This window comes from Corynebacterium sp. LaCa54 (assembly GCF_046717495.1).
In the GTDB taxonomy this organism is placed as follows: Bacteria; Actinomycetota; Actinomycetes; order Mycobacteriales; family Mycobacteriaceae; genus Corynebacterium; species Corynebacterium kefirresidentii.
Genome location: NZ_CP177115.1, coordinates 1,457,976 through 1,481,592 on the forward strand (window position 1 = coordinate 1,457,976; position 23,617 = coordinate 1,481,592).

General features: G+C 58.0%; 23 protein-coding genes. 5 read left to right on the forward strand and 18 right to left on the reverse strand.

What is annotated here, in order from left to right; translation table 11 throughout:
- Positions 1–199 precede the first annotated feature (199 nt).
- From ACLI1M_RS07125 to dapB, 5 genes are read right to left on the reverse strand one after another with little or no spacing between them, the layout of a single operon-like run.
- On the reverse strand, positions 200–835 hold the full coding sequence (locus tag ACLI1M_RS07125; RefSeq protein WP_034655396.1) for a TIGR03085 family metal-binding protein: 636 nt from the start codon (positions 833–835) through the stop codon (positions 200–202).
- A gap of 57 nt (positions 836–892) precedes the next feature.
- The gene (locus tag ACLI1M_RS07130; protein ID WP_023021349.1) at positions 893–3,022 is read right to left on the reverse strand and encodes a ribonuclease J; all 2,130 of its coding nucleotides are present in this window, start codon (positions 3,020–3,022) and stop codon (positions 893–895) included.
- 2 nt (positions 3,023–3,024) lie between these two features.
- A complete protein-coding gene (gene dapA, locus ACLI1M_RS07135) occupies positions 3,025–3,933 on the reverse strand; it encodes a 4-hydroxy-tetrahydrodipicolinate synthase (protein WP_034655398.1) in 909 nt (302 codons plus the stop codon).
- Between the two features lie 56 nt (positions 3,934–3,989).
- The gene (thyX, locus tag ACLI1M_RS07140) at positions 3,990–4,736 is read right to left on the reverse strand and encodes an FAD-dependent thymidylate synthase (RefSeq protein ID WP_049361193.1); all 747 of its coding nucleotides are present in this window, start codon (positions 4,734–4,736) and stop codon (positions 3,990–3,992) included.
- 3 nt (positions 4,737–4,739) lie between these two features.
- Positions 4,740–5,486: a 4-hydroxy-tetrahydrodipicolinate reductase gene (dapB, locus tag ACLI1M_RS07145; protein ID WP_049361192.1), complete on the reverse strand. Its 747-nt coding sequence runs from the start codon at positions 5,484–5,486 to the stop codon at positions 4,740–4,742.
- 58 nt (positions 5,487–5,544) lie between these two features.
- Between dapB and ACLI1M_RS07150 the strand changes: the two genes are divergently transcribed.
- Positions 5,545–6,015, forward strand: coding sequence for a VOC family protein (locus ACLI1M_RS07150; protein WP_023021345.1), 471 nt, complete (start codon positions 5,545–5,547; stop codon positions 6,013–6,015).
- Positions 6,016–6,135: 120 nt separating this feature from the next.
- A complete protein-coding gene (locus ACLI1M_RS07155) occupies positions 6,136–6,837 on the forward strand; it encodes a hypothetical protein (RefSeq protein WP_200288940.1) in 702 nt (233 codons plus the stop codon).
- Between the two features lie 94 nt (positions 6,838–6,931).
- On the opposite strand, the gene ACLI1M_RS07160 is transcribed toward ACLI1M_RS07155, so the two are convergent.
- The 4 genes from ACLI1M_RS07160 to ACLI1M_RS07175 form a co-directional block, all read right to left on the reverse strand.
- A complete protein-coding gene (locus ACLI1M_RS07160; protein ID WP_023021343.1) occupies positions 6,932–9,178 on the reverse strand; it encodes a polyribonucleotide nucleotidyltransferase in 2,247 nt (748 codons plus the stop codon).
- A gap of 144 nt (positions 9,179–9,322) precedes the next feature.
- Entirely contained in the window at positions 9,323–9,592 is a 270-nt protein-coding gene (rpsO, locus tag ACLI1M_RS07165) for a 30S ribosomal protein S15 (protein ID WP_005278802.1), read from the reverse strand.
- A gap of 170 nt (positions 9,593–9,762) precedes the next feature.
- The gene (locus ACLI1M_RS07170; RefSeq protein WP_023021342.1) at positions 9,763–10,695 is read right to left on the reverse strand and encodes a nucleoside hydrolase; all 933 of its coding nucleotides are present in this window, start codon (positions 10,693–10,695) and stop codon (positions 9,763–9,765) included.
- Entirely contained in the window at positions 10,696–11,718 is a 1,023-nt protein-coding gene (locus ACLI1M_RS07175; RefSeq protein ID WP_023021341.1) for a bifunctional riboflavin kinase/FAD synthetase, read from the reverse strand.
- 23 nt (positions 11,719–11,741) lie between these two features.
- Here ACLI1M_RS07175 and truB point away from each other — a divergent pair, with 23 nt between their 5' ends.
- Entirely contained in the window at positions 11,742–12,635 is an 894-nt protein-coding gene (truB, locus tag ACLI1M_RS07180) for a tRNA pseudouridine(55) synthase TruB (RefSeq protein ID WP_023021340.1), read from the forward strand.
- Here the strand turns inward: truB and ACLI1M_RS07185 are convergent.
- The 9 genes from ACLI1M_RS07185 to rimP all read right to left on the reverse strand — a co-directional run bounded on the left by ACLI1M_RS07185 (position 12,632) and on the right by rimP (position 22,188).
- Complete coding sequence (locus tag ACLI1M_RS07185) at positions 12,632–13,306, reverse strand: 4'-phosphopantetheinyl transferase (protein WP_248098740.1); 675 nt, start codon at positions 13,304–13,306, stop codon at positions 12,632–12,634. The two genes, truB and ACLI1M_RS07185, sit on opposite strands and share 4 nt — an antisense overlap.
- The gene (locus ACLI1M_RS07190) at positions 13,303–14,115 is read right to left on the reverse strand and encodes a metallophosphoesterase family protein (RefSeq protein WP_248098742.1); all 813 of its coding nucleotides are present in this window, start codon (positions 14,113–14,115) and stop codon (positions 13,303–13,305) included. The genes ACLI1M_RS07185 and ACLI1M_RS07190 overlap by 4 nt, the downstream gene beginning before the upstream one ends.
- Positions 14,116–14,199: 84 nt before the next feature.
- Entirely contained in the window at positions 14,200–15,540 is a 1,341-nt protein-coding gene (locus ACLI1M_RS07195) for an MATE family efflux transporter (RefSeq protein WP_248098743.1), read from the reverse strand.
- Positions 15,537–16,499: a DHH family phosphoesterase gene (locus ACLI1M_RS07200; RefSeq protein WP_411706489.1), complete on the reverse strand. Its 963-nt coding sequence runs from the start codon at positions 16,497–16,499 to the stop codon at positions 15,537–15,539. The genes ACLI1M_RS07195 and ACLI1M_RS07200 overlap by 4 nt, the downstream gene beginning before the upstream one ends.
- Complete coding sequence (gene rbfA / locus ACLI1M_RS07205; protein WP_248098759.1) at positions 16,500–16,943, reverse strand: 30S ribosome-binding factor RbfA; 444 nt, start codon at positions 16,941–16,943, stop codon at positions 16,500–16,502.
- Between the two features lie 265 nt (positions 16,944–17,208).
- Positions 17,209–20,070, reverse strand: coding sequence for a translation initiation factor IF-2 (infB, locus tag ACLI1M_RS07210; protein ID WP_200288939.1), 2,862 nt, complete (start codon positions 20,068–20,070; stop codon positions 17,209–17,211).
- 106 nt (positions 20,071–20,176) lie between these two features.
- Positions 20,177–20,524 (reverse strand): YlxR family protein, encoded by a 348-nt coding sequence (locus ACLI1M_RS07215; RefSeq protein ID WP_200288938.1) that lies wholly within the window; start codon positions 20,522–20,524, stop codon positions 20,177–20,179.
- An 84-nt stretch (positions 20,525–20,608) separates the two neighbouring features.
- Positions 20,609–21,625 (reverse strand): transcription termination factor NusA, encoded by a 1,017-nt coding sequence (nusA, locus tag ACLI1M_RS07220; RefSeq protein ID WP_023021332.1) that lies wholly within the window; start codon positions 21,623–21,625, stop codon positions 20,609–20,611.
- Positions 21,626–21,648: 23 nt separating this feature from the next.
- Entirely contained in the window at positions 21,649–22,188 is a 540-nt protein-coding gene (gene rimP / locus ACLI1M_RS07225; RefSeq protein WP_023021331.1) for a ribosome maturation factor RimP, read from the reverse strand.
- 38 nt (positions 22,189–22,226) lie between these two features.
- Here rimP and ACLI1M_RS07230 point away from each other — a divergent pair, with 38 nt between their 5' ends.
- Both ACLI1M_RS07230 and ACLI1M_RS07235 read left to right on the forward strand, forming a co-directional pair.
- The gene (locus tag ACLI1M_RS07230) at positions 22,227–23,078 is read left to right on the forward strand and encodes a DUF4439 domain-containing protein (RefSeq protein ID WP_200288937.1); all 852 of its coding nucleotides are present in this window, start codon (positions 22,227–22,229) and stop codon (positions 23,076–23,078) included.
- A 169-nt stretch (positions 23,079–23,247) separates the two neighbouring features.
- Positions 23,248–23,577 carry a transglycosylase family protein gene (locus ACLI1M_RS07235; RefSeq protein WP_023021329.1) on the forward strand — a complete coding sequence of 110 codons (330 nt, stop codon included), beginning with the start codon at positions 23,248–23,250 and terminating at the stop codon, positions 23,575–23,577.
- The last annotated feature ends 40 nt before the right edge of the window (positions 23,578–23,617 follow it).

Here is a 23,617-nt window from a genome sequence, read left to right on the forward strand (position 1 = left end):
GCGGCCAGATGGCCGTGAACGATTCGTCTTTCGGCGCGTCCCGCGCGAAGAGGCATTTTTGACAGACATGCCTCTACCTTAACCGTGACACCCCATAAATCACATTAGCCACACGCGTTTCCCCCGAGGCCTAGGGGCATAATCTAAAGTCACACCCCCAACGGCGCACGACGATTGCGATAATAGTACTAATTCAAGGCTAGAGAGTTGACCGTACGGCGGCTTTGGCATCTCCCTCGAGCGCGACTTCGGCAGCGTCACGTCCGAAGGACCACAGAATCAGTTCGCCTACCTCCCCCGATACTCGGACTACGGCATCTCCCTTATCTGCTACGCCGTGCTTATCCGCGGCGACAATGCGCGGTAATCCTTCGGGCTGCATAATGACCGGGCGAGTCGAGTTTCGCAGGGCCACCTTAGCTAAGAGCTTCAGGTAGCTATGCATCTGCTGTTTGATTCGTGCCGAGAAATCTCGCGGACCCATGCCATTAGCCCGGCGAATGTCCTCGTGGTGAACAAAATGCTCTACAAAGTTTTGCTGTGCATCCACGAAACGAACGGGGTTATAGGTAGCCGGTCCCCTCCCCCAGTCATCAACGAGCTCATCAAAGTCGCGTTCGGAAACCTTGCGCGATTCCTTTTCAAGGTGGCCGGACAATGCCTTGACAAAAATTCCAGCGGCTGCATCGGGGCGATTTTCCCGCACCCACAGATGTACGGCTAGGTCACGGGTAGTCCAACCCTCGCACAAAGTAGGGGCATCAGGACCAAGCTTATGAAATAGCGCGACCATTTTGGCGCGCTCAGCAGAACAAAACGACATAGGCCCCAGCATACCGAGCTAGCTAGCATGCTGGGGCTGCGTCTGCCTTTATACGAAGAACCCTGCTATTTACAGGGACTCACGAGAAGCATCTACGTCTTCATCATCGGTAACCAATGGGCCGGAGTTGGTCGGCACGATGGTCGGCAGAATGACCGGCTCGCGCTTGTACTTCGAATCCATAAGTTTAGATACCTTGCGGCGCAGTTTCTGCACCATGCGGTAGGTATCGTTCTCGCCCTCGGCGGCGAGATCATTCATGGTGTTTTCTACCATTTCTGCGACCTCCGGCACGATGCCGCGGTCATCATCGGAAAAGCCTGTGGTAGATACCGTTGGGTGCTCCAATAGGCGCGAGGTGCGGTTATCAATCACGCACGTGATAGATACCACGCCACCAGTTCCCAGGTTGGTGCGGTCGGCCAAGGTATCGGCATCCACATCGCCCATGGACACACCATCGACGTAGAGGTTGCCCACCTGCATCTGGCCTACGACCTCGGCGCGGCCCTTGCGCAAATCCACGACGACGCCGTTTTGTGCCAGCACCGTACGATCGCGGTCCACACCGGTGGAAATGGCCAGCTCCTTATTGGCACGAAGGTGGCGCCACTCGCCGTGCACCGGCATAGCGTTGCGCGGGCGCGCTGCGTTGTACAGGAATAGCAGCTCACCGGCATAACCGTGGCCCGAGGCGTGCACCTTGACGTCTTGGTTAGTAATGACGTTGGCGCCAATCTGAGACAGCATATTAATCACGCCGTAGACCGCTTCCTCATTGCCCGGGATAAGCGAGGAGGAGAAGATGATGGTATCGCCATCACGTACGGTAATTTGGCGGTGCTCGCGACGAGCCATGCGCGATAGAGCGGCCATTGGCTCACCCTGCGTACCGGTGGTAATGAGCATGGTCTTGTGCGGAGCCATCTTGGCAGCCTCATCAATGGGGATAATGGTGCCGCGAGGGACCTTCAAAAAGCCCATCTTTTCCGCGATTTCCATGTTGCGCATCATCGAACGGCCGTTGAAAGCCACCTTGCGGCCATTTGCCACGGCAGCGTCGATGGCAGCCTGCACGCGGTAGACGTTGGATGCAAAGGAAGCCAAGATAACGCGCTGCTTCGCGCCGGCAACGAGACGCTTAAAGTTGGCGGGGATATCTCCCTCAGATGCAGATACACCAGGCACGGTGGCATTGGTGGAATCACACAGCATGAGGTCGACGCCCTCATCACCGTAACGAGACAGGGCTGGCAGATCGGTTGGACGATTATCCAGTGGGGTCTGATCCAGCTTGATATCACCGGTATGGATGATATTGCCCGCTGGGGTTCCCAACATGATGCCCAAGGCGTCCGGTACGGAGTGGTTAACTGCCCAGAAGCGAACCCGGAATGGTCCATAAGTCACGTCGGATTTTTCATTAACCTCGACGAACTTCGGCTTCTGACGATGTTCCTTACACTTCGCGGCAATGAGCGCGATGGTAAAGCGGGAAGCAACAATAGGGATATCTGGGCGCAGCTTCAGCAGCCACGGAATAGCTCCGATGTGATCCTCGTGCGCGTGAGTAACGACGAGGGCCTTGACCTTGTGGATCTTCTTCTCGATGGGGCCAAAGTCAGGCAGGATAAGATCCACGCCCGGCTCACCGGAAGACGGGAAGAGCACACCGCAGTCAATGATGAGGAGGTCATCACCGTACTCGAAGACGGTCATATTGCGACCGATCTCCGAGATTCCGCCCAAAGCATAAATGCGGAGTGCATCCTTCGGCTGCTTTGGTGGCTCTGGCAAACGCTTGGTTAGATCCGCACCCTGCATCGACTTGGGCACGTTGCGGCGACCACGGTTATTGCGGCCGCGGCCCTTACCGTTGCCATTTTTGTTGTTGCCGCCATGGTTATTATTTCCACCATGGTTATTGCCGTTGCCGTTACCACCACGGCCACGGCCGCGGCTACCACGGGAACGGGAGCGGCGGTTGTTACCGCCGCCATCATGGTGGTTATCGGAAGAATTCTTTTTGCCAGAGTTGTCCTTATCGCCCTTAGCCGGCTTATCCTGTGCGGAATTGCCAGCATCAGTAGCTGGGGCTTGGAAAACTGGCGAAGCCGCCTCGTTGGAGGCGGTTTCGTTTTCCGCCGGTGGGCCCGCCTTGCGGGTCACCTTGCGGGAACGGTTACGGGGTTCATTCATTCTTAAAGGGCTCCAGATTGTTCCAGATCACGGCGAAGTACCTCGCGTTCCTCCTCGCTCGCAGCGGTAATAGGAAGACGGGTATCGCCAACTTCGATGCCCTGCAGGCGCAGGGCTTCCTTTGCAAACGTCGCTCCGCCCAACCGTGCTTGTGCCCGGGTAAGCGGAAGGAGCGTTGTGGTATTGATTTCTCGGGCGCGGGCCATATCGCTCGCGTCGAAAGCTTCATAAAGTTCTGCCAAGGCACGCGGCACAACATGGCCGATGACGGAGATGAAACCAGAAGCGCCGAGGGAAAGCCACGGCAGGTTAATCGGATCATCACCGGAATACCAGGCCAGACCGGTTTCTTGGATCAGTTCTGCGGCCGCAGGAAGGTCGCCCTTGGCGTCCTTCACGGCTTGGATATTCGGCAAATCCGCAAGGCGGCGGAGGGTATCCGGCGCCACTGGGATGCCCGAGCGGCCAGGAATGTCATAGACACAGATTGGTAGATCCGTGGCTTGCGCGACTGCGGCGAAGTGCTCATAAACCCCCTTTTGGGAGGGCTTCGAGTAGTACGGAGTCACCACCAATAGGCTATCTGCCCCCGCATCCGCGGTGGCCTTGGCCAACTTGATGGAAGCTGCGGTGTCATTCGTTCCGGCACCGGCGCATAGCTTTGCGCGGTCTCCGACTTCTTCCTTTACGGCTTTGAGCAGCTCCAGCTTCTCTTCAACCGACGTGGTCGGTGATTCGCCCGTGGTTCCACCTAGGATGAGCGAATCAACGCCATTGTCTACGAGATGAGCCGCTAGGCGACGACCTGCTGCAACGTCCAGCGCACCGTCACGGTCAAACGGGGTAACCATGGCGACGCCGATGCGTCCAAAGGTGTCGACGCCAGTCTTTGCTGTCATACCTGTGCTCATAGGCGTCAAGATTACCCTTTTGGCTAACAATTAGCCGCATCGGGGTCTCGCGCGTGTTAGGCGTAGGGGCTTGCCGCCATCTGGGTGCCATCAGCCAACGTGGTGATATTGAAGTCATTAAAGAGCACCGGCGCCTTGCTCTGCAGCAACTTCAAGCACTCTACCGCGACGTGGCGCAGCTCTTCATCGGCCTGTTCCGCGGCACGTGCACCGATAAAATGCCGCCACGCGCGATAATTGCCGGTGACAACGATGCGGGTTTCTGTTGCGTTGGGAAGCACGGCACGGGCCGCCTGGCGAGCCTGCTTTTTACGCAGGAGTGCATTAGGCTCATCCAGTTTCTCTTCGAGCGCGCTAAGCAGCTCGTCATAGACAAAGCGAGTTTCATCTACAGCCTGCATGACCAACCGGCTAAGCTGCTCGTCTTCGGCCACCAATTTAGGCAAAACCACTTCAGTTTCATCTGGGTGGACAAAGCGCTGGGAAAGCTGCGAGAAGGAAAAGTGCCGGTGACGTACAAGCTCATGGCTCGCCGAACGCGACAGCCCCGTGATGTACATCGTTGCTGTGGCATGCTCAAGCAATGCGGTATGACCTACCTCCATGATGTGGTGCAGATAGGCTTCATTCGTTGCCGTGCGGGGATTTGGTTTGTCAAAAGACTCGTAGCACGCTCTTCCAGCAAACTCGACTAGAGCTTCCCCATCTGAGGCCGAATCATCCGCGGTCCAGTCCACAGTGCGCGGGGCGTGAAATTGCGTTGCGGCAATGAGCTGAATGTCTAGCTCACTTGCTTTAGCCATAGCTTAAAGCCCCAAGTACTTATCTAGGCCGACGACCAAACCTGGGTGTTGCGCAATCTGGCGCACGCCCACCAGTACGCCCGGGGTAAAGGACGCACGGTCATAAGAATCTTGGCGAATAGTCAGAGACTGACCTTGGGCACCGAAAATAACCTCTTCGTGTGCGACCATGCCGCGAGTGCGTACCGCGTGTACCGGGATGCCGTCGACATTGGCTCCGCGTGCACCGTCCAGTTGCTTTTCCGTGGCATCCGGCATCTCGCCTAGGCCTGCCTCCTTGCGAGCGGCTGCAATCCCTTCAGCGGTATGGATGGCGGTACCGGACGGCGCATCCAGCTTTGTCGGGTGGTGGAATTCAATGACCTCTGCAGTTTCAAAGAACTTAGCGGCCTGCTTTGCCAACACCATGGTGAGCACAGCGGAGATGGCAAAATTCGGCGCAATCAGGACATTGCCAGCACCGTCTTGCTTAGTCCACTCCTCTACCTGCGCCAAGCGTTCCTTATCAAAGCCAGTGGTCCCCACCACACAGTGAATGCCTTGGGCAATGCAGAATTCCAGATTTCCCATGACGGAGTCCGGCTGAGTAAAGTCCACGATGACCTCCGCGTGGGCGTCGACAAGCTGCTGCAAATCATCACCGCGGTCGATTTCTGCCACCAGCTCTAGATCATCTTCTGCGTTTACACCTTCGACGATTGCTTGACCCACGCGCCCGTGAGCACCTAGTACGCCAACCTTGATAGCCATGGTGTGTTCTCCTTATTTCAGCCACATCGTTAATACTTTTCTCCCCATCCTAACGCGCATGATAGCTGCGCAATTCCTCGCCTGCTGCAAAGAACGTGTTCTCCTAAACGGTGCCCGAGCTTCATCACTAGGATGGCCTGCATGCAGATATATCGCTTCCGTTCCCGTAGATGACGTTGCACGCGCTCACGATTTCTATGTCAACACGCTAGGATTCCGCGTTAAGGATGACGTTACCCACGGCGATTTCCGCTGGCTTACCGTCACCAATGCCGATGGCGAGGGAGACACCGAGCTACTTCTCGAGCCGAAAGGCCACCCCGCAGCAAAAGACTATGCCGCGGCGCTAAAGGCCGATGGAATTCCGGTCACCCAATTTCTCTCCACGGACATAGAAAGCGAATACAAGGAGCTCAGCGACAAGGGCGTGCACTTCACCATGGAGCCCACCGATGTTGGCCCCTCCATCATTGCCGCTTTTGATGACACCGTGGGAAACCTTATTCAGCTCGTGCAGTTAAAGAAGTAGGCCTACTTCCCGCTTCCGCAACGTGCCTCTTAGGACGTTTAACAATTGCATCACTTTCTAACCCCTGCCCCATCAGCCTCAGTAGGATGAGGCTATAGCACGGTAAGCACCAAGGAAGTGATGAACTTGTCTCGTTCAATTTTCTCTCGCACTCTCGCCCTAGCCACCAGCGCAGGTTGCGCATTAGCGCTTGCCGCTTGTTCCGCAGAGGATTCCACGCAGCAAAGCTCACCGGCGCTTAGCGAGGTTCAGTCAACTGTCGACACGGCTGAAGCCGAGACCAACACCGCCGCACCTACTACTTCCGCCCCGCAAAGCACCTCAGCGGCGGATGCTGGCCAGCAATCAATCCCACAAGTCGCGTCCCCAGTTGCGTTTGCGGGCATGGGCACAGCCTCGCTCGAGGACCAACAACATATGCCGGAAGGACTTGGAAACCTCATCCCCACGGGTGTGCGAGTGGGAGCTCATGATGGGTTTACGCGCGTTGTTATCGACTTGGAGGGCGAAGGTGAACCGGGGTGGTTTACCTCCTATACCGATGCCCCCGCCCAACAGGCATCCGGCAAGCCAGTTGAGGTTCAGGGCACTACCTTTCTAAACCTAGGCATTGAGGGAACGCCATGGCCTTCAACCCCTGGGCTCAAGGAAAAATACATGTCCCCAGGCACTACTCTGGGTGCCGGGGTGGTGAGCGAAATCAACTACACCACCACATTTGAGGCACAAACCCAGCTCATTATCGGCCTTAAGAAAAAGACTCCCTACTCGGTGACTTTTCTGCAAGAACCATCGCGCGTGGTGATTGATTTCCAGAATTAAAGTTCTGACATCACCGCTCGGGGTACGCAAACATCAAGAAAGGCCCTGACTTCCAGTGGGTGAACTGGAGCTCAGGGCCTTTTAGGCTTGAGGATTAATCCTCAACCGGAACCAGGGAAATCTTGCCGCGGTTATCGATGTCAGCGATTTCTACCTGAACCTTATCGCCAACGTTGATGACATCTTCTACCTTTTCGATGCGCTCATCGCCACCCAGGTTGGAAATGTGAATCAGGCCGTCGCGACCCGGGGTCAGGGAAACGAATGCGCCGAACGGAACGGTCTTTACCACGGTGCCTAGGAAGCGCTCTCCTACCTTCGGCAGCTGCGGGTTAGCAATGGAATTGACCTTTTCGATGGCAGCATCTGCAGCTTCACCGGTAGCAGCGGAAACATAGACGGTTCCGTCATCTTCGATGGAGACATCTGCGCCGGTCTCCTCGGTGATCTGGTTGATGGTCTTGCCCTTTGGCCCAATGAGCTCACCAATCTTATTGACCGGGATCTTCACAGAGGTGATCTTCGGGGCGAGGCCAGACATCTCATCCGGCGTATCGATGACCTCAGCCATGGTTTCCAGGATGGTAGAGCGGGCATCACGAGCTTGCTCCAATGCCTGAGCCAAGACCTTAGACGGGATACCATCCAGTTTGGTGTCTAGCTGCAGGGCGGTGATGTACTCGGAAGTACCTGCGACCTTGAAGTCCATATCGCCAAAGGCGTCCTCGGCACCGAGGATATCGGTCAGGGCGACGAACTTCTCCTTACCGTTGACCTCACCGGAAACCAAGCCCATTGCGATGCCGGCTACGGGTGCCTTCAGCGGAACACCGGCGTTGTAGAGGGACAAGGTAGAGGCGCATACGGAACCCATGGAGGTAGAGCCGTTGGAGCCCAAGGCCTCAGAGACCTGACGGATGGCGTATGGGAAGTCCTCGCGGGAGGGGATGACCGGAAGCAGGGCGCGCTCGGCTAGTGCACCGTGACCAATCTCGCGGCGCTTCGGGGAACCTACACGGCCGGTTTCACCTGTGGAGTATGGCGGGAAATTGTAGTGGTGCATATAACGCTTGGATTCCACTGGGGTCAGGGAATCGATCTGCTGCTCCATCTTGAGCATGTCTAGCGTGGTAACGCCCAAAATCTGAGTTTCTCCGCGCTCAAACAAGGACGAACCGTGAGCGCGTGGCACCAAATCCACCTCAACGGAAAGGTCACGGATATCGGTAACGCCGCGGCCATCAATGCGGAAGCCCTCAGAGAGGATCTTCTGGCGCACGATCTGCTTCATCAGGGCGTTATACGCGCCACGGATCTGCTTCGAGGCGTTGTCCTCATCCAAATCTTCGAACTGGTCCAAGAGCTTTTCTTCGACCTGCTCCATGTATTCATTGGTAGCATCGTCGCGTTCCTGCTTGCCCGGAATAGTCAGCAGCTTCTCTAGCTTCTTGGTAGCAGCGCTTTCCACAGCTTCGAAGACGTCATCACTATAGGCTGGGAAGAGGGGGAATTCCTGAGTTTCCTTGGCGGTACGCTCCGCCAGACCGTTCTGGGCCTCACACAGGGTCTTAATGAATGGCTTGGCTGCTTCCAGGCCTGCAGCGACGGTTGCTTCCTGCGGCGCAGGGGCGCCTTCAGCAATGCGCTCTGCAACGTTGGTGCCGGCACCGGCCTCGACCATCATGATGGCCACGTCGTCCTTGCGGCCCTTCTTTACCATGCGGCCGGCAACAACCATCTCAAAGAGCGCGCGCTCGTGCTGCTCGTGGTTCGGGAAAGCCACCCACTGGCCTTCCGGGTGCTTATCGTCGGCGATAAGAGCCATGCGGACGCCGCCTACAGCACCAGAGACGGGCAAGCCAGACAGCTGGGTAGCGGCGGAAGCGCCGTTGATGGCAACGACGTCGTAGTACTCTTCCGGATCCTGGGACATGACGGTGACGACAACCTGGACCTCATTGCGCAGGCCCTTGACAAAGGTCGGGCGCAGCGGGCGGTCGATGAGGCGGCAGGCCAGGATAGCCTCAGAGGAAGGGCGTCCCTCTCGGCGGAAGAAGGAGCCCGGAATCTTGCCAGCGGCGTACATTCGTTCTTCTACGTCAACGGTCAAGGGGAAGAAGTCGAATCCCTCGCGCGGCTGGTTAGAAGCGGTGGTGGTGGCCAACAACATGGTGTCATCGTCCAAGTAGGTGGTCACGGAGCCGTCTGCCTGGCGGGCTAGCTGGCCGGTTTCAAAGCGCAACGTGCGGGTACCAAAGTCACCATTGTCTAGCGTGGCAATGGCTTCGGTAATGCCAAAGTCCTCGTCAATGTTGAACTCGACGGAGTTCTGAACGCTCATTAAAAAATGTCTCCTTGAGTGGTTTAGGCGATCGTCGGTGCCGCCTGGTCAATTTTGTCTACGACAACGCTGTCAAATTCTAACAGAAAAACCACAAAAAGCCCCGCCTAAGGGCGGGGCGAGAGGGCCAAAGCTGAGCCGAAATTAACGACGCAGGCCCAGGCGAGAGATCAGATCACGGTAGCGATCGACATTGTTCTCAGCCAGGTACTTCAGCAGGCCACGACGGCGACCAACCATCAGCAACAGACCACGACGGGAGTGGTGATCGTGCTTGTGGAACTTCAGGTGCTCGGTCAAGGTATTGATGCGGGAGGTCAGCAGGGCAACCTGTGCCTCGGGGGAACCGGTATCGGTTTCGTGCAGGCCGTACTCCTTGAGGATTTCAGCCTTCTTCTCAGTGGTCAAAGCCATGAGTATTTCTCCTTTATTTCAGTCCACATTATCGTGACGCATAAGCCTGCGCGGTGCGCGGGACTTGTACGTGCCGCAACTGCTGTGAACCGCAGTCGCTAAGCCAAAGAAACACCTTACAGCGTTCGGACACAGAAAATCAAAACCACCTGCCCCTTAAGTCTGGCTTGCTAGAGCTCGCTAAAGAGGGTTTCCAGTAGTTCTACAAACTCCCGCACAAAGCGCTCGCTATCTACACCCACAGCTACTTTCGCGGTTGCCGGTGTCGAAAGCCGGGTTTCGTCTGCGATTGTCCGACCGCGGGTAGGGCCGGTGGTATCGGTCTTGAGGTTTATCGAAAGGACGTCGACAAGCGAGGCATCTGCCGCCACCGCCACGGCCAGTGGATCGTGCAGGCCGCAACCGCCCAAATACGGCGACGTAGTGGCATAGGCACCAATATAATAATCGACCATATCCGCGAAGATGCGGCCGGCACGGGTACCCGAAGCGCGCCAACGAGCGGATTCCTCCGCAGTCAACAACGTGCGCAAAGTGACATCCAGGCCCACCATGGTGATATCGCCGGCATGGCGGAATAGGTAATCGGTAGCCTCCGGATCCTGGGAAATATTAGCCTCAGACCACGGGGTGACATTTCCAGGTACTGTGAGCGCCCCGCCCATCATCACCAGGTGCGCGTTCGCGGCAAAACTGGGGTCTTGGCGCATTGCGGCCGCAATCGTGGTGGAAGGACCGGTAGGAATAATGACCAAATCAGCGCCATGCTCATGGACGGCTTGGATGAGGAATTCTGCCGCGGGTTGAGACTGGACCTGCCCGGTTGCCGGCGGCAGGAGGACCTCGCCTACGCCGTTGCGGCCATGGATAAAAGAAGAAATCTCGCTCGGCCGAAAGCCATCCGGGCTGGGGCCGGCAAAAACCGGAATATCGCCTTTACCCAGCAGCTCCAGGAGGGCAAGTGTATTGCGCACGGCCAAGGGCACAGTCACGTTGCCGTACGTACAGGTCACACCGATTAGCTCCAAGTCTGGATGGGCTATGGCATACGCCAGCGCCAAGGCATCATCAATGCCGGTATCGAGATCGAGAATGGCCTTCATTTATTTCTCCCGTAGGAAATAGTCTTTGGCAGTCCAGCCTTGTGCCTTAGCATCGGCGGCAAGCACCTGGCGCGCCTTGGCTACGTCATTGGCCATGGCCTCTAGCAGCTCATCCACGGAATTAAATTTCACCATATCGCGAAGGTGACCGACGAAATGCACCGTGGCCTCATATCCATACAGATCCGCATCGCGGTCGAGCACGAAGGACTCGATGGAGCGCTCCTCGTCACCAAAAGTGGGGTTGGTGCCCACGGAAATAGCAGCCGCGTAGGCCACGCCAGGGCGCATGTCGCCGTCTATGGAAGCGTCAGAGTGAACAATAAACCACCCTGCATAAACACCATCGGCCGGGATGGCCACCGTATCCGGGAAGTACTGATTGGCCGTAGGAAATCCCAGTTCCTTTCCTCCCCGACCCGCGCCGCGTACCACGGGCCCAGTCACGGTGAAATGGCGGCCGAGCGCCCAATTAGCGGATTCAATGTCCCCGTTCGCAAGACACTCGCGAATATGGGTAGAACAAATCCGCACGCCGGCATCATCCAGCAACGGGACGATATCTACGCTAAAGCCAAACTCGGCACCAAAATCTTGCATGGCCCGGGCGGTTCCGGTGGCGCCAGCGCCAAAGGTGAAGTTCTCCCCCACCACTATGTGCTGCGCATTGAGCTTTCCCACCAACAGTTCTTCCACGTAGGGCCGCGGCTCCACGCCGGCTAGGTCTTTGGTGAAGTCGATGACAAGCACGGCATCAATGCCTAGCTCTTCGGCCAATTCCAGCCGGCGCTCAAAGCTGAGTACTGCCAGTGGGGCACGCTCCGGCAAGAATACCGACACCGGGTGCGGGTCAAAGGTCACCATGACAGGGCGCTCGCCATTGGCGCGAGCGTGCTCCACACAGGCGGAGATAAGCTGCTGATGGCCGCGGTGTAGGCCGTCAAAAACGCCGATTGTTACTGACGTTGGGCCTAATTCCGCAGGGATGTCATCGATTCCATACCAAATATCCACGCAGACCATCGTAGAGCATAGACTTAGAGGCTATGACTGATGCGCTCGCAAACTCCGGACTCGTCATCGTAGACAAACCCGCCGGTATGACCTCCCACGATGTTGTCGGCCGCCTACGCAGGTATTTTCACACCAAAAAGGTGGGCCATGCCGGCACCTTGGATCCCATGGCCACCGGCGTGCTTGTCCTTGGCCTGGAGCGGGGCACCAAGTTCTTGGCCCACATGGTTGCCTCCACTAAGTCCTACGACGCCACTATCCGGCTCGGCGCCGCCACCACCACCGATGACGCCGAGGGGGAATACTCCTGGGGCGCTAGCGCTGCAGGCGTTGACCGCCCTGCAATTGACGCTGAAATTACCAAGCTCACTGGCGATATCATGCAAAAGCCCGCGGCCGTATCAGCCATTAAGATTAATGGCCGCCGCGCCCATGAGCTCGTACGCGAGGGCCACGAGGTAGACATTCCCGCGCGTCCGGTAACGGTGGATACATTCGACGTTCTCGCACAGCGCCGCGAGGGCGACTATATCGACTTAGATGTCACGGTAGATTGCTCCTCTGGCACCTATATCCGCTCCCTGGCCCGTGATTTGGGCGAGGCGCTTCAGGTAGGCGGGCACCTTACTGCTTTGCGCCGCACAAAGGTGGGCCCTTTTACGCTTGCCGACGCCCTCTCGCTCGACGACCTTGCCGATTCCCCGCGCCTTTCCTTGAGCTTGGACGAAGCCTTGGCTCGCTGCTTCCCGGTTCTATCCGTCACCGAGGATGAGGCGGCGGCTCTAGCTATGGGCAAATGGCTCGAACCCCGCGGGCTTAAAGGCGTGCATGCTGCCGTGGCTCCCAATGGTCAGGCGGTCGCGCTCATCAAGGAAAAGGGCAAGCGCCTAGCGACCGTGTTTGTCGCACGGCCCTCTACCCTTTAATGGCTAAAGTCTAGGGCCGGAACCGATGTGGACACGATGACGTAGCCATCGCGAATCACCCAGCGCCCAGTGATAAACGGCACCGGAGTGGGCCGGGCCAAAATATAGGAAATGAGCGTGCCATCCTCGCGCAGATCAATTTCAGCTTGATCAAAGTCGAGCCAGCGGAAGGTCATGGGAAACCACGATTTATACGTGGCTTCCTTGGCGCAAAAGAGCAATCGGTCTGGGCAGTTAATCCCCGCCTTACTTAGCCGCAAAAGCTGCGGCATCTCCCCGGCTCGGGCAATCATGGCAAGAACATGATCCGGCAGCGGCTCGGCGGGTTCTGCGTCCAAGCCCACAGATTTTAGGGCGGAGGTTGGAGCAACCACCGCGGCTCGCATTCCCTCAGTATGCGTCATCGATCCGATAAAGCCTTCTGGCCATAGCGGCATGCCCCGCTCGCCGCGCAAAATCGGCGTCGCCGGGTTAGCACCCAATTCCTGCAAGGCTCGGTGCGCGCACCACCTAGCATCGCCGAACTCGGCCTTGCGCGCGTCAACCGCCTGAGAAACGAGAGACTTCTCTTCAGCCGCAAGGTCTTCAAAGTTCGCCAAATCCGCGTAACTCGAATCCGTGCGCACATAGCAATAGCGCGCACTTTCAGGAAAAAGCTCTGGATACATCACGGTGTCCCCTCCTCCTCAAAGAAACGCAGTACCGGATAGGGCCACGCCTGGGCAGTCTCGCGGCCCTGCCACTCTCGGGGATACCCCAACGATGTCTCTATGTGGTCCACGCCGTCCACATTGATGCGGGAGGGCATGTGCAAGTGTCCATAGATTACGGATTCGGCATTATAGCGGCGCGGCCACGACCGTGTATGCCGCGTTCCGCACCATAAGGCAATCTCGGGAAAGCGCAAAAGCATCGTCGGCTCTTGCACCAACGGCCAATGGTTAACCAGGACCGTAGGACCATTCACGCGGGAGAGGCGTTTAATGGAATAGGCCAATCTATCCCAGCACCACGCCCGGATGTCTACAAAGGGGGCAATGGCGAACTCATCCGTCATCATCAGTTGCTTTGCACGTGCCGCTGCAATAGCTTGGTCCACGCTAAGACCATGTGGACGGAAGCTATAGTCATACAACGTAAAAAGTGGCACGATAGTAGTCCCGTGGAATACCGGATATGGGTCTTCGGGAGTGATAACTCCGATTTCCCTACACCTATCTACCAGGTGCGTGTATTTGTCTCGGCCTTGATACTGCTCTTGTGAGCGCGAGAAAAGTTCATGATTGCCTGGCACCCAGATGACTCTGGCATAGCGGTCTTTGAGCTGGCGCAGAATTCGAATGATGAGCTCGGTACGCTCTGCTACGTCTCCGGCCACGATAAGCCAATCCGCGGGATCCGCCGGCGTGAGCTGGGCAATGCGCTCACTATTGGCATTGACGGCACCATGCAGGTCAGAAACCGCCCACACTGTTGGCATAGGTTCTACCTGCCTTCCAAACAACTGCGCACTGCACGGAGACGTGCATCACCCGCGAATATCAATACGCCCACTTTAGCGCAGCTAGTTCTCTTGTACTACGGCCCATTTCATGGATCGGAACCGGAAGACCACGCCCACCATACGGAAAGCAATGAATGCAGCAAGGCCGCACCACACGCCAGTCAACCCTGTGCCCATAAAATGCGCCAAGATGACGCCTGGCAAAAATCCCACCAAGACCGAAGAAATGGTCAAAGTGCGCAAGAACGCAGCATCGCCGGCGCCCAGCAGAACACCATCGAGCGCGAAGACTACGCCGCCGCCAATGACCATGGCTACCAAGATCCACCACGGCTGGCCAATGGCATCGAGTACCTCCGGGGCGGAGGTGAAAATGCGCGGAATAATTCCCGCGCCGGCAGCGAAAACGGCGGCCAGCAGTCCCGAAAAAATCGTAGAATACAACACGACCTTGCTGCCTACACCGCGTGCATGCTTAGCAGAGCCAGCGCCTAAGGCCGCTCCCGTCAAAGATTGCGCGGCAATGGCCAAAGAATCCAAGATGAGGGACATAAAGTTCCACAACTGCATCATGATCTGGTGACCGGCCAGAGAAGCGGTACCCACCCGGGAAACCACGGCCGTGGCGGTGAGGAAAGCCACCTGGAAGCTAGCCGAGCGCAAAATGAGATCGCGACCCAAAATCAACTGCTCGCGTATCACATGCCATTGAATGTGCCAGGAGCCGGTATGTTCCTGGTGTAATTCGCGGACAAATAGCGCAGCAATAATGCTCATGCCCAGTACCGTGGCTATAGCGGAGCCGGCCAGCCCCCAGAAATGGACAAAGATGGGCACTGCAATCGCACCGGGAATCATGCCGGCCAAGGTGAAATACAGCGGTTTCTTTGTATCTTGGACTCCGCGCATCCACCCGTTGCCAGCCATTTCCACCAATGTAACGGGAATGGCAAGTGCCGCGATGCGCAGCCACAACGCCGTTCCAGCAGCCGTAGCGGGGTCACCAGTTAAAGCACGAGCAAATACGCCGCCGAAAATCCACATGATAACCGCGAGAAGCCCGCCTACTCCCAAGGCCACATAGGTAGCTTGTACGCCCTCAGCAACCGCAGCCTCGCGTTTTCCGGAGCCAAAGAGGCGAGCAGAGCGAGCGGTCGTGCCGTAGGACAAAAATGTCAACTGCGTAGTCACCACGGAGTGAATCGTGGTCGCTGCGGCCAGAGAAGCTAGCTCTTGCGCGCCAAGGCGGCCGACCACCGCGGTATCCAACAGAAGATAGAGTGGCATCGCCGCTAGCACGCCAAGCGCAGGAAACGCGAGGCCAAAGACCTCGCGTGCGGTTACTGTGCCGGCGGTGGAGCGATCCTGGGTGTTCAATCCATCCGTCTGCCCTGTACTCATTGAATAGCGGCCACCAATTCCTTAATGATTTCTTCTGGAGCTCCGTGAGCGGTATACCCTGCGGCTGGAACATGCCCGCCGCCGCCAAAGTTAAGCGCAACGGAGGAGCAATCAATCCGAGAGGAACGCAAGGATACCGCCCATACCTCCGGAGCCTGTTCTTTAAACACCACGCCCATGGTGGTTCCTTCTAGCGCACGGACGAATTCCACCAGTGACTCCACGGCCGAATCTGAGTGGCCGTGGATATCATCCCTTCGCGCGACAAGGATGCCTAGGGTGTGCTCCCCTACTTGCTCAATACGCAGACCAGCCAGTACCCTACCAATCATCTGTAGATCGTCCGGTGTGATGGAATCCAAGAGGTCAGCGGCGATCTGCTTGGTATCGAGATCATAATGCATAAGACGGGTGGCAATATCGTGCATTGCCGGCCTACCCCAGCGGAAGCTGCCGGTATCAGTCATCAAACCAGCATAAAGGCAGTGCGCGATATGGCGGTCAACTTGAATTTCTAGAGAATCCAGGATGCTCAGCAAGACCACGGTGGTGGATTCACATTCGGTATCCACCACATTGATGGCACCGAATCCTGGATTAGAAGAATGGTGGTCAATGCACAGAACCCGGCCTTGCTGGGCTAGCTGCTCAATGTGGTCTGCAAAAAATCCCGTCCGGTCCAAGGAACCACAATCAACGGTGACATAAAGGTCGTAGCCGTCGGGCAGTTCGCGGCTGACGGTGACGTCCTCGGCACCGGGAATGGTGTATAAGTTTCGGGAGATTTCCCGATCTTGGCCCACGACGGCGCACACGTCTTTGCCCTGTTGCCGCAACGCGAGCAGCAACGCCGCAGCAGAACCGATGGCATCGGCGTCCGGCCGCAGATGCGTGACAATGCAGATGCTGTGGGCATCCTGCAGGGCAGCAACTGCCGGCTGGTATTGCTTTTTAGTCACTTAAGCCTCGTCTTCATCGGAGGTCTTATATGGGTTTGCGTCCCCTGCAGGCTGGGCGTTTTCCTTCAGCTTCGCCAACTCCTCGTCGCGGGCACGGGCACGTGCTAATAGTTCTTCCATATGAGCTGAAGCTTCTGGGACGGTATCGACCTCGAAGGTCAGCGTCGGGGTAAAGCGCACGGAGAGTTGTTCTCCTACAATCTTGCGCAGCTGCCCCTTAGCGCGCTTGAGAGCTTCTTCTGCTTGCTGGAAATCCGGCTCGGAGTCAATGTCTTTTCCGCGCACGGTATAAAAAACGGTGGCATCGTGCAGGTCGCCTGTGACTCGAGTATCCGTGATGGTCACCAGCTCAAGGCGGCGATCCTTAATCTGGCGTTCGATGGCGCTTGCCACGATTTCCTGAATGCGCTTGGCCATACGCGCTGCGCGTGCGTGATCAACCATGTGAACCTCCCAGCTCAAAAAGAATCCATCTTTAAAATTACCGCCAACCGGTATAAGAAACTACCAGTTTAGTGCGCAATACCGGACAATGAAAACCCGTACCGCTTGCACAGGTGCGAAGTGGGCTGTGCAAAATCATCGCTATAAACAAGCTGCTAAAGCAAAAGGCCCACTTCCACTCTCCCCAATCCTCCCTACCTGTGTGCTGGAAGCACATTCAGTGGAGAGACGGTGAGTGTAGAAGTGGGCCTTGCGGCGGCGTCATCTAGTCGCGCGGAACCTCGACCTCTTCGTAGGCCTGGATGATGTCGCCTACCTGGATATCCGGGTAAGAGAGCACCATACCGCACTCATAGCCAGCCTTGATCTCGGTTGCGTCGTCCTTCTCGTGACGCAGGGACTCAATCTTGGCGTCGGCAGTGATGACGTTGTTATCGCGCAGCAAGCGTACCTTGCCGTTGCGGACAACCTTACCCTCGGTGACCATGCAGCCGGCGATGGTACCCACTGCGGAGGACTTGAACAGGGCACGGATTTCGGCTGCACCGGTGTCGCGTTCCTCGTAAATTGGCTTGAGCATGCCCTTAAGCGCAGCCTCGACCTCTTCGATGGCCTTGTAGATGATCGTGTAGTAACGAATATCCACGCCCTCTTGGGTGGCCATCTCCGTCGCCTTGCCTTCCGCACGAGTGTTGAAGGCAATGATAACGGCGTCAGAAGCCGCTGCCAGGGAGACGTTGGTCTCGGTCACAGCGCCCACACCACGGTCGATGATGTTGAGCTCGACTTCGTCCTCGGTCTTGATATCCAGCAGGGCGTCTTCCAGTGCCTCGACGGAACCGGCATTGTCGCCCTTGAGGATGAGGTTGAGGGTCGAAGTCTCCTGCAATACCTTGTCCAGATCCTCCAAGGAGACGCGCTTGCGCTGCTTGGCCTGCAGGGCAGAGCGCTTGCGGGCGTCACGCTGGTTGGCAATCTGGCGGGCAACGCGGTCGTCTTCCACCACGAGCAGGTTATCGCCAGCGCCAGGCACACCAGACAGGCCTTGGACCTGAACTGGGCGGGATGGACCGGCCTCTTCGACGTCGCCGCCGAATTCATCGAGCATGCGGCGCACGCGGCCGTGTGCATCGCCCACGACGATGGAATCGCCCACGTGCAAGGTACCGCGCTGGACAATGACGGTAGCAACCGGACCACGGCCGCGGTCGAGGTGTGCCTCAATTGCCACACCCTGTGCGTCCATATCTGGGTTAGCGGTCAGCTCCAAGGCTGCATCTGCGGTCAGGATGACGGACTCGAGCAGCTGATCGATGTTCTTACCCTGCTTTGCGGAGATGTCCACGAACATGGTGTCGCCACCGTATTCCTCCGGAACCAAGCCGTATTCGGTGAGCTGGCCACGGATCTTGTCCGGCTGCGCTTCCGGCTTATCCACCTTGTTGACTGCCACGACTACCGGAATATCCGCAGCCTTGGCGTGGTTGATGGCCTCCACGGTCTGTGGCATGACGCCGTCATCGGCAGCAACCACGAGGATAGCCAAGTCGGTGGACTTAGCACCACGGGCACGCATGGCGGTAAAGGCCTCGTGACCCGGGGTATCCAGGAAGGTAATGGTGCGTTCGCCGTCCACGTCTACCGTGGTCTGGTATGCACCAATGCCCTGGGTGATGCCGCCTTCCTCGCGGGCGCCCTCGTTGGTCTTGCGGATGGCGTCCAACAGGCGGGTCTTACCGTGGTCAACGTGACCCATGACGGAGACGACTGGAGGACGATTCTCCAGCGCTTCCTCGCCGCCTTCGTCCTCACCGAACTGCAGGTCGAAGGACTCGAGGAGCTCGCGGTCCTCATCCTCAGGGGAGACGACCTCGACGTTGTAGTTAATCTCAGAGCCGAGCAGCTGCAGCGTATCTTCCGATACCGAAGCGGTCGCCGTCACCATTTCGCCAAGGTTAAACAGCGCCTGCACCAGTGCTGCTGGATCCGCACCGATCTTCTCAGCGAAGTCCGAAAGGGAAGCGCCACGACGCAGGCGGACGGTCTTGCCCTTGCCATCTGGCAAGCGCACGCCGCCTACGACATGCTTCTGCTGCTCTTCGTACTCATGGCGCTTCTGACGCTTAGACTTCTTGCCCTTGCGTGGAGCGCCACCTGGACGGCCGAATGCACCTGCGGTGCCACCGCGACGTCCGCCGCGTCCGCCGCCACGGAAACCGCCTGGACGGCCGCCACCTGGCCTACCGCCGCCTGGTCCTCCGTGACCACCACGGCCACGGCCACCGCGTCCACCACCGCTCGGTGCCTTAGACGGCATCGATGCAGGGTTAGGATGGGAAGGCATCATCGCTGGGGATGGACGACGACCGCCGCCACCCTGGCTATTGCCGCCCTGGCGGTTATTTCCGCCCTCGTTTTGGCCGCCGCGCTTGCCGCGGTTATCAGGCTTGTTACCGCCACGCGGGCCCTTAGAGCCGCCTGGACGTGGGCCCGGCCGGTTATCGCCGCCGCCCGTGGAGAACGGGTTATTGGCTACGCGGCGGGTACCGCCTGGCTTCGGCATCGGGCGAGGCATGGAATTGCCTGGGGTCGGGCGCTCGCCCGACTTCTTGCCACCAGCCTGGCCGGGCTTAGGTGCGCCCTGGCCTGGCTTTGGTGCGGCAGGCTTGGCCCCCGGCTTCGGAGCCTGTGCGCCCGGCTTCGGTGCGGCAGCCTTTGCCCCGGGCTTCGGTGCAGCCGACTGTGCGCCGGGCTTAGGAGCGCCCTGACCTGGCTTTGGTGCGGCAGGCTTGGCCCCCGGCTTCGGAGCCTGTGCGCCCGGCTTCGGTGCGGCAGCCTTTGCCCCGGGCTTGGCCGCAGCGGACTGCGCCCCTGGCTTAGGAGCATTTGCCTTGGCAGTGCTCTTAGCAGCACCCTTGGCAGGCTTTTTGTCTTGCTTCTTCTCGGCGGACTCATCGCCACCGGACTGTGCTTCATAATGAGCTCGCATCTTCTTAACCACCGGCGGTTCGATGGTGGAAGAAGCAGTCTTTACAAACTCACCCTGTTCTTTCAGGGTGGCGAGCAGTTCCTTGCTGGTTACTCCGAGCTGCTTTGCTAGCTCGTGAACACGTAGCTTTCCGGGCACTTGTCTCCTCTTGGTATCGACTAGGAGCCAAGGCCACGGAAACTGGCCTGACCCCTAGTTAGGTTTGTTGGACGTTCATCGCTGATGCTTCATCGTTGTGCGCTCATCAGTGTTCGGTCTTCCTTTGTAACTCTGGTTTGTACGAATCTAACGCGGTGTCTTCCGCCTTAGCTACTTGTCCGCGCTGCGCTTCCAAGTATTGACGTACCTGACCTGTGTCCACGGGTGCGGACGTGCGAAGCGCGCGCTTGAAAGCACGTTTGCGCTCCGCCAGCTCGAGTGCAGAAAGGGTGGGGCTAATCCACGCCCCACGACCGGGAAGCCGGCGGTGGGGATCTGCTACCAGACGGCGGCCATGCGGATCATCTCGGTCGATAACCACTCGTAGCAAGTCCGTATCTGGCAGGCGGCGGCGAGTAGCGATGCAGGTCCGGAGTCTTAGCCTCTCAGACATTCAACTCCTTACTTTTCGCGTCGCCACTATGCCCCATTCTGCAACTGGGCCATTTACTAGACTACGCTACAACCGCGCAGATCCTTAATTAGCGTCAGCGTCCGAGTGAATATCAATCTTCCAACCGGTCAAACGAGCAGCTAGTCGGGCATTTTGCCCCTCTTTACCAATGGCCAGGGAGAGCTGGTAATCCGGCACTACCACACGGGCGACCTGCGCCTCGTTGTCCACGACGGTGACCTTTACCACCTTTGAGGGGGCTAGCGCATTGCCTACATAGACCGTGGGGTCCTCACTGAAGTCAATGATGTCAATCTTCTCACCGCCGAGCTGACGCATGATGTTGTTGACGCGCTGGCCGCGGGGCCCGATGCAAGCGCCCTTCGCGTTCAGACCCTTCGCGTGGCCCACAACCGCTACCTTGGAGCGGTGACCCGCCTCGCGGGCGATGGCAATCATTTCTACGGTTTCATCGGCAACCTCTGGAACTTCCAGCTCGAAAAGGCCACGCACCAATTCAGGGTGGGTACGCGAGAGGTTGATCTGCACCTGGGCACCATTGCGATTCACGCCGACAACGTAGGCCTTAATGCGGTCACCGTGCTCCAGCTTTTCACCGGGAATCTGCTCGGCAGGCAGTAGAATGCCGTCCTGGGATTCCAGCTCAGAGCCCAACTGGACCACGACGATGCCGCGGGCATTAGCGCGGGCATCGCGCTGGACGATGCCACTGACCACGCGGCCGGTAAGCCCCGAGTAGGAATCATAGGTGCGCTCTGCCTCCGCCTCGCGCAGCTTGCGCAAGATGGCCTCGCGCACGGCCTGTGCGCCTACGCGGCCAAAGTTCTCTGGGGTGTCATCGTATTCGGTGGTTACTTCCCCAGTTTCCGGGTCGCGCTCCGAGACGATGACGCTGACTGCACCAGTGGTGGTATCGATATCGACGCGGGACTTGGCGCCTTCCACCTTGCCGCCAGCATTAGACTCGCGGTAATCCAGGTAGGAATACAACAAGGCACCCGCAATCGCTTCCAGCAAGTCCTTTACCGGGACGTTGCGTTCGGATTCGATGGTGCGAAGTGCCTGCAGATCAATATTCACTTGTCATTCCTCTCGGTTGCCGGTTAATTCTCGGCTTCTTCAAACGTCTTGTGCACCGCCGCTATTTCCTGTTCGGACGGCTGCGCAAATTCAATTTCTACCACTGCCCGGGCAATGTTTTCCAATCGCTCTGCGCGCGTCTGCACGTCCTTTTTATTTGCCGTGATGAGGATTACGGCATCGGCGGCGTCGTTAAGCGCGCCAATGCGAGCTGTCTGAGACTTGCCATCGCCAAGGTCGAAGGAAACCTTGCGCCCCCGATTGCGGCGCCAGTGGCGTGGAGCGGTCAACGGCAAATCCACTCCAGGGGTGGAAACCTCCAGGGTGTAGCCGGCACCAAAATTGAGCTCCCCTGCTTCTTCCTTGGCGTCAAAGAAAGCAGAAATCTCATTAGATACTTCCTCCAGCACGTCCGAGCTAGGGCGCTTATCACCATCAATACGGATAACCACCTGGGATTTCTTCCCCGCCTTGGTGGTCTTAATGTCTTCTACATCCAATCCCCGCTCAGCTAGCTTTGGCTGCAAGAGTTCGGTCAATTGTTGTGCATCTGGGAAAGCCATGCCCACTAGCCTACGTGCTACCGGGTACAGTCTTTTGCGTGAACCGCCGACGTATAGCTTTGATCCTCGTAGCCACAACCGCCACCCTGCCCGCCTTAACCGGGTGCCAGGCAGTTGATTCCGTCGTCGACTATTTCGGCCCCCGGCCGGAAAATAGGCTGCTCGCGCTTGCCGACGCCGCCGCAACCGACGCCCTTACTTTAAACGGCGTCGACGATCACGCCGCGGGGATCCGCAGTTCCCAGGCCGATGCCCTCTATGCCGAAATTACGCGCCTCTGCGGTACCGACGATGCCGGCAATCCCCCACGCTCGTGTGAGGTAGAGCGCCCCACTAAAGCTAACCGCGCCGCGGATTCTTCCGAAGTCATGGAAAATGCCGCCTCTGCTACGACAGCGGCAGCCGATGAAGTCACCGTTGAATCGCGCATCCTAGTGACCGAGCAAGCCATCGCACTCAATGCTTGGCTGCCAGGCGATGCTCCCGCTATCCCAGAGCTTTCCCAACCAGAGCAAAAAAGTGCTGCCGATCTCCTTGCCTGGGAGTATGAACAGGTTTATGCGCTGGATTTCGCGCGAGCCTACGTCGGCGCAGAGCACGAGGACAACGTGGACCACCGCTTAGAAGTCCACCACCGCCGCATCGATGCCCTGCAGGAGGCCTTAGGCCGGTATGGCACCGTGCCGCAACCCGAGCCGGCTTATTCTTCCGGCGACCAAGAACTTCCCCATGATTCCGCATCTGCGCTGGACTTTTTAGGCGGCCTCGCCGAACAGGACGGCCGGAAATGGTCCGCCGCCGCTGCGCAGGCGGCGCAAGAAGAATCACCAGATCAAGACTGGATCACCTGGCTCATCGGCATCGCGGCCGAATCCCACGGCATGCGCTAGAACGCGACGCCTGCCTGTCAATCCCCTGAACGCCGGACAGTGAAAATATAGCGAGCTCTACGACGCTATGCATTGCTTCTGCTCTACAAGCGTGCGTAGGTTGGTGCACCATGAGCTTGCAGGAGATACCGCGAGCCTAAAAGACACAAAGAGAAGGAGTTTCCTCTCAATGCGTTCTAAGAAGACCATTTTGACTGTATCCGCCGCCGCACTGGGCCTTGCTGGCCTTGCCGCCCCTGCCGCTACTGCCGCACCGGCTAGCGCTTGGGATCAGGTTGCCGCCTGCGAGTCCGGCGGTGACTGGCATATCAATACCGGAAACGGTTACCAGGGTGGCCTGCAGTTCAACGCGCAAACCTGGGCTGCCAATGGCGGCACCCAGTACGCTGCAACCGCTGACCAGGCAACGCGAGAGCAGCAGATTGCCGTGGCCGAAAACGTTCTGGCCACCCAGGGCGCTGGCGCATGGCCTAACTGCAGCGGCCCAGTTGCCGGCTAAGTCCTAGGCTCCGGCACGAAAGCGAAAACCGGCCCCTCCT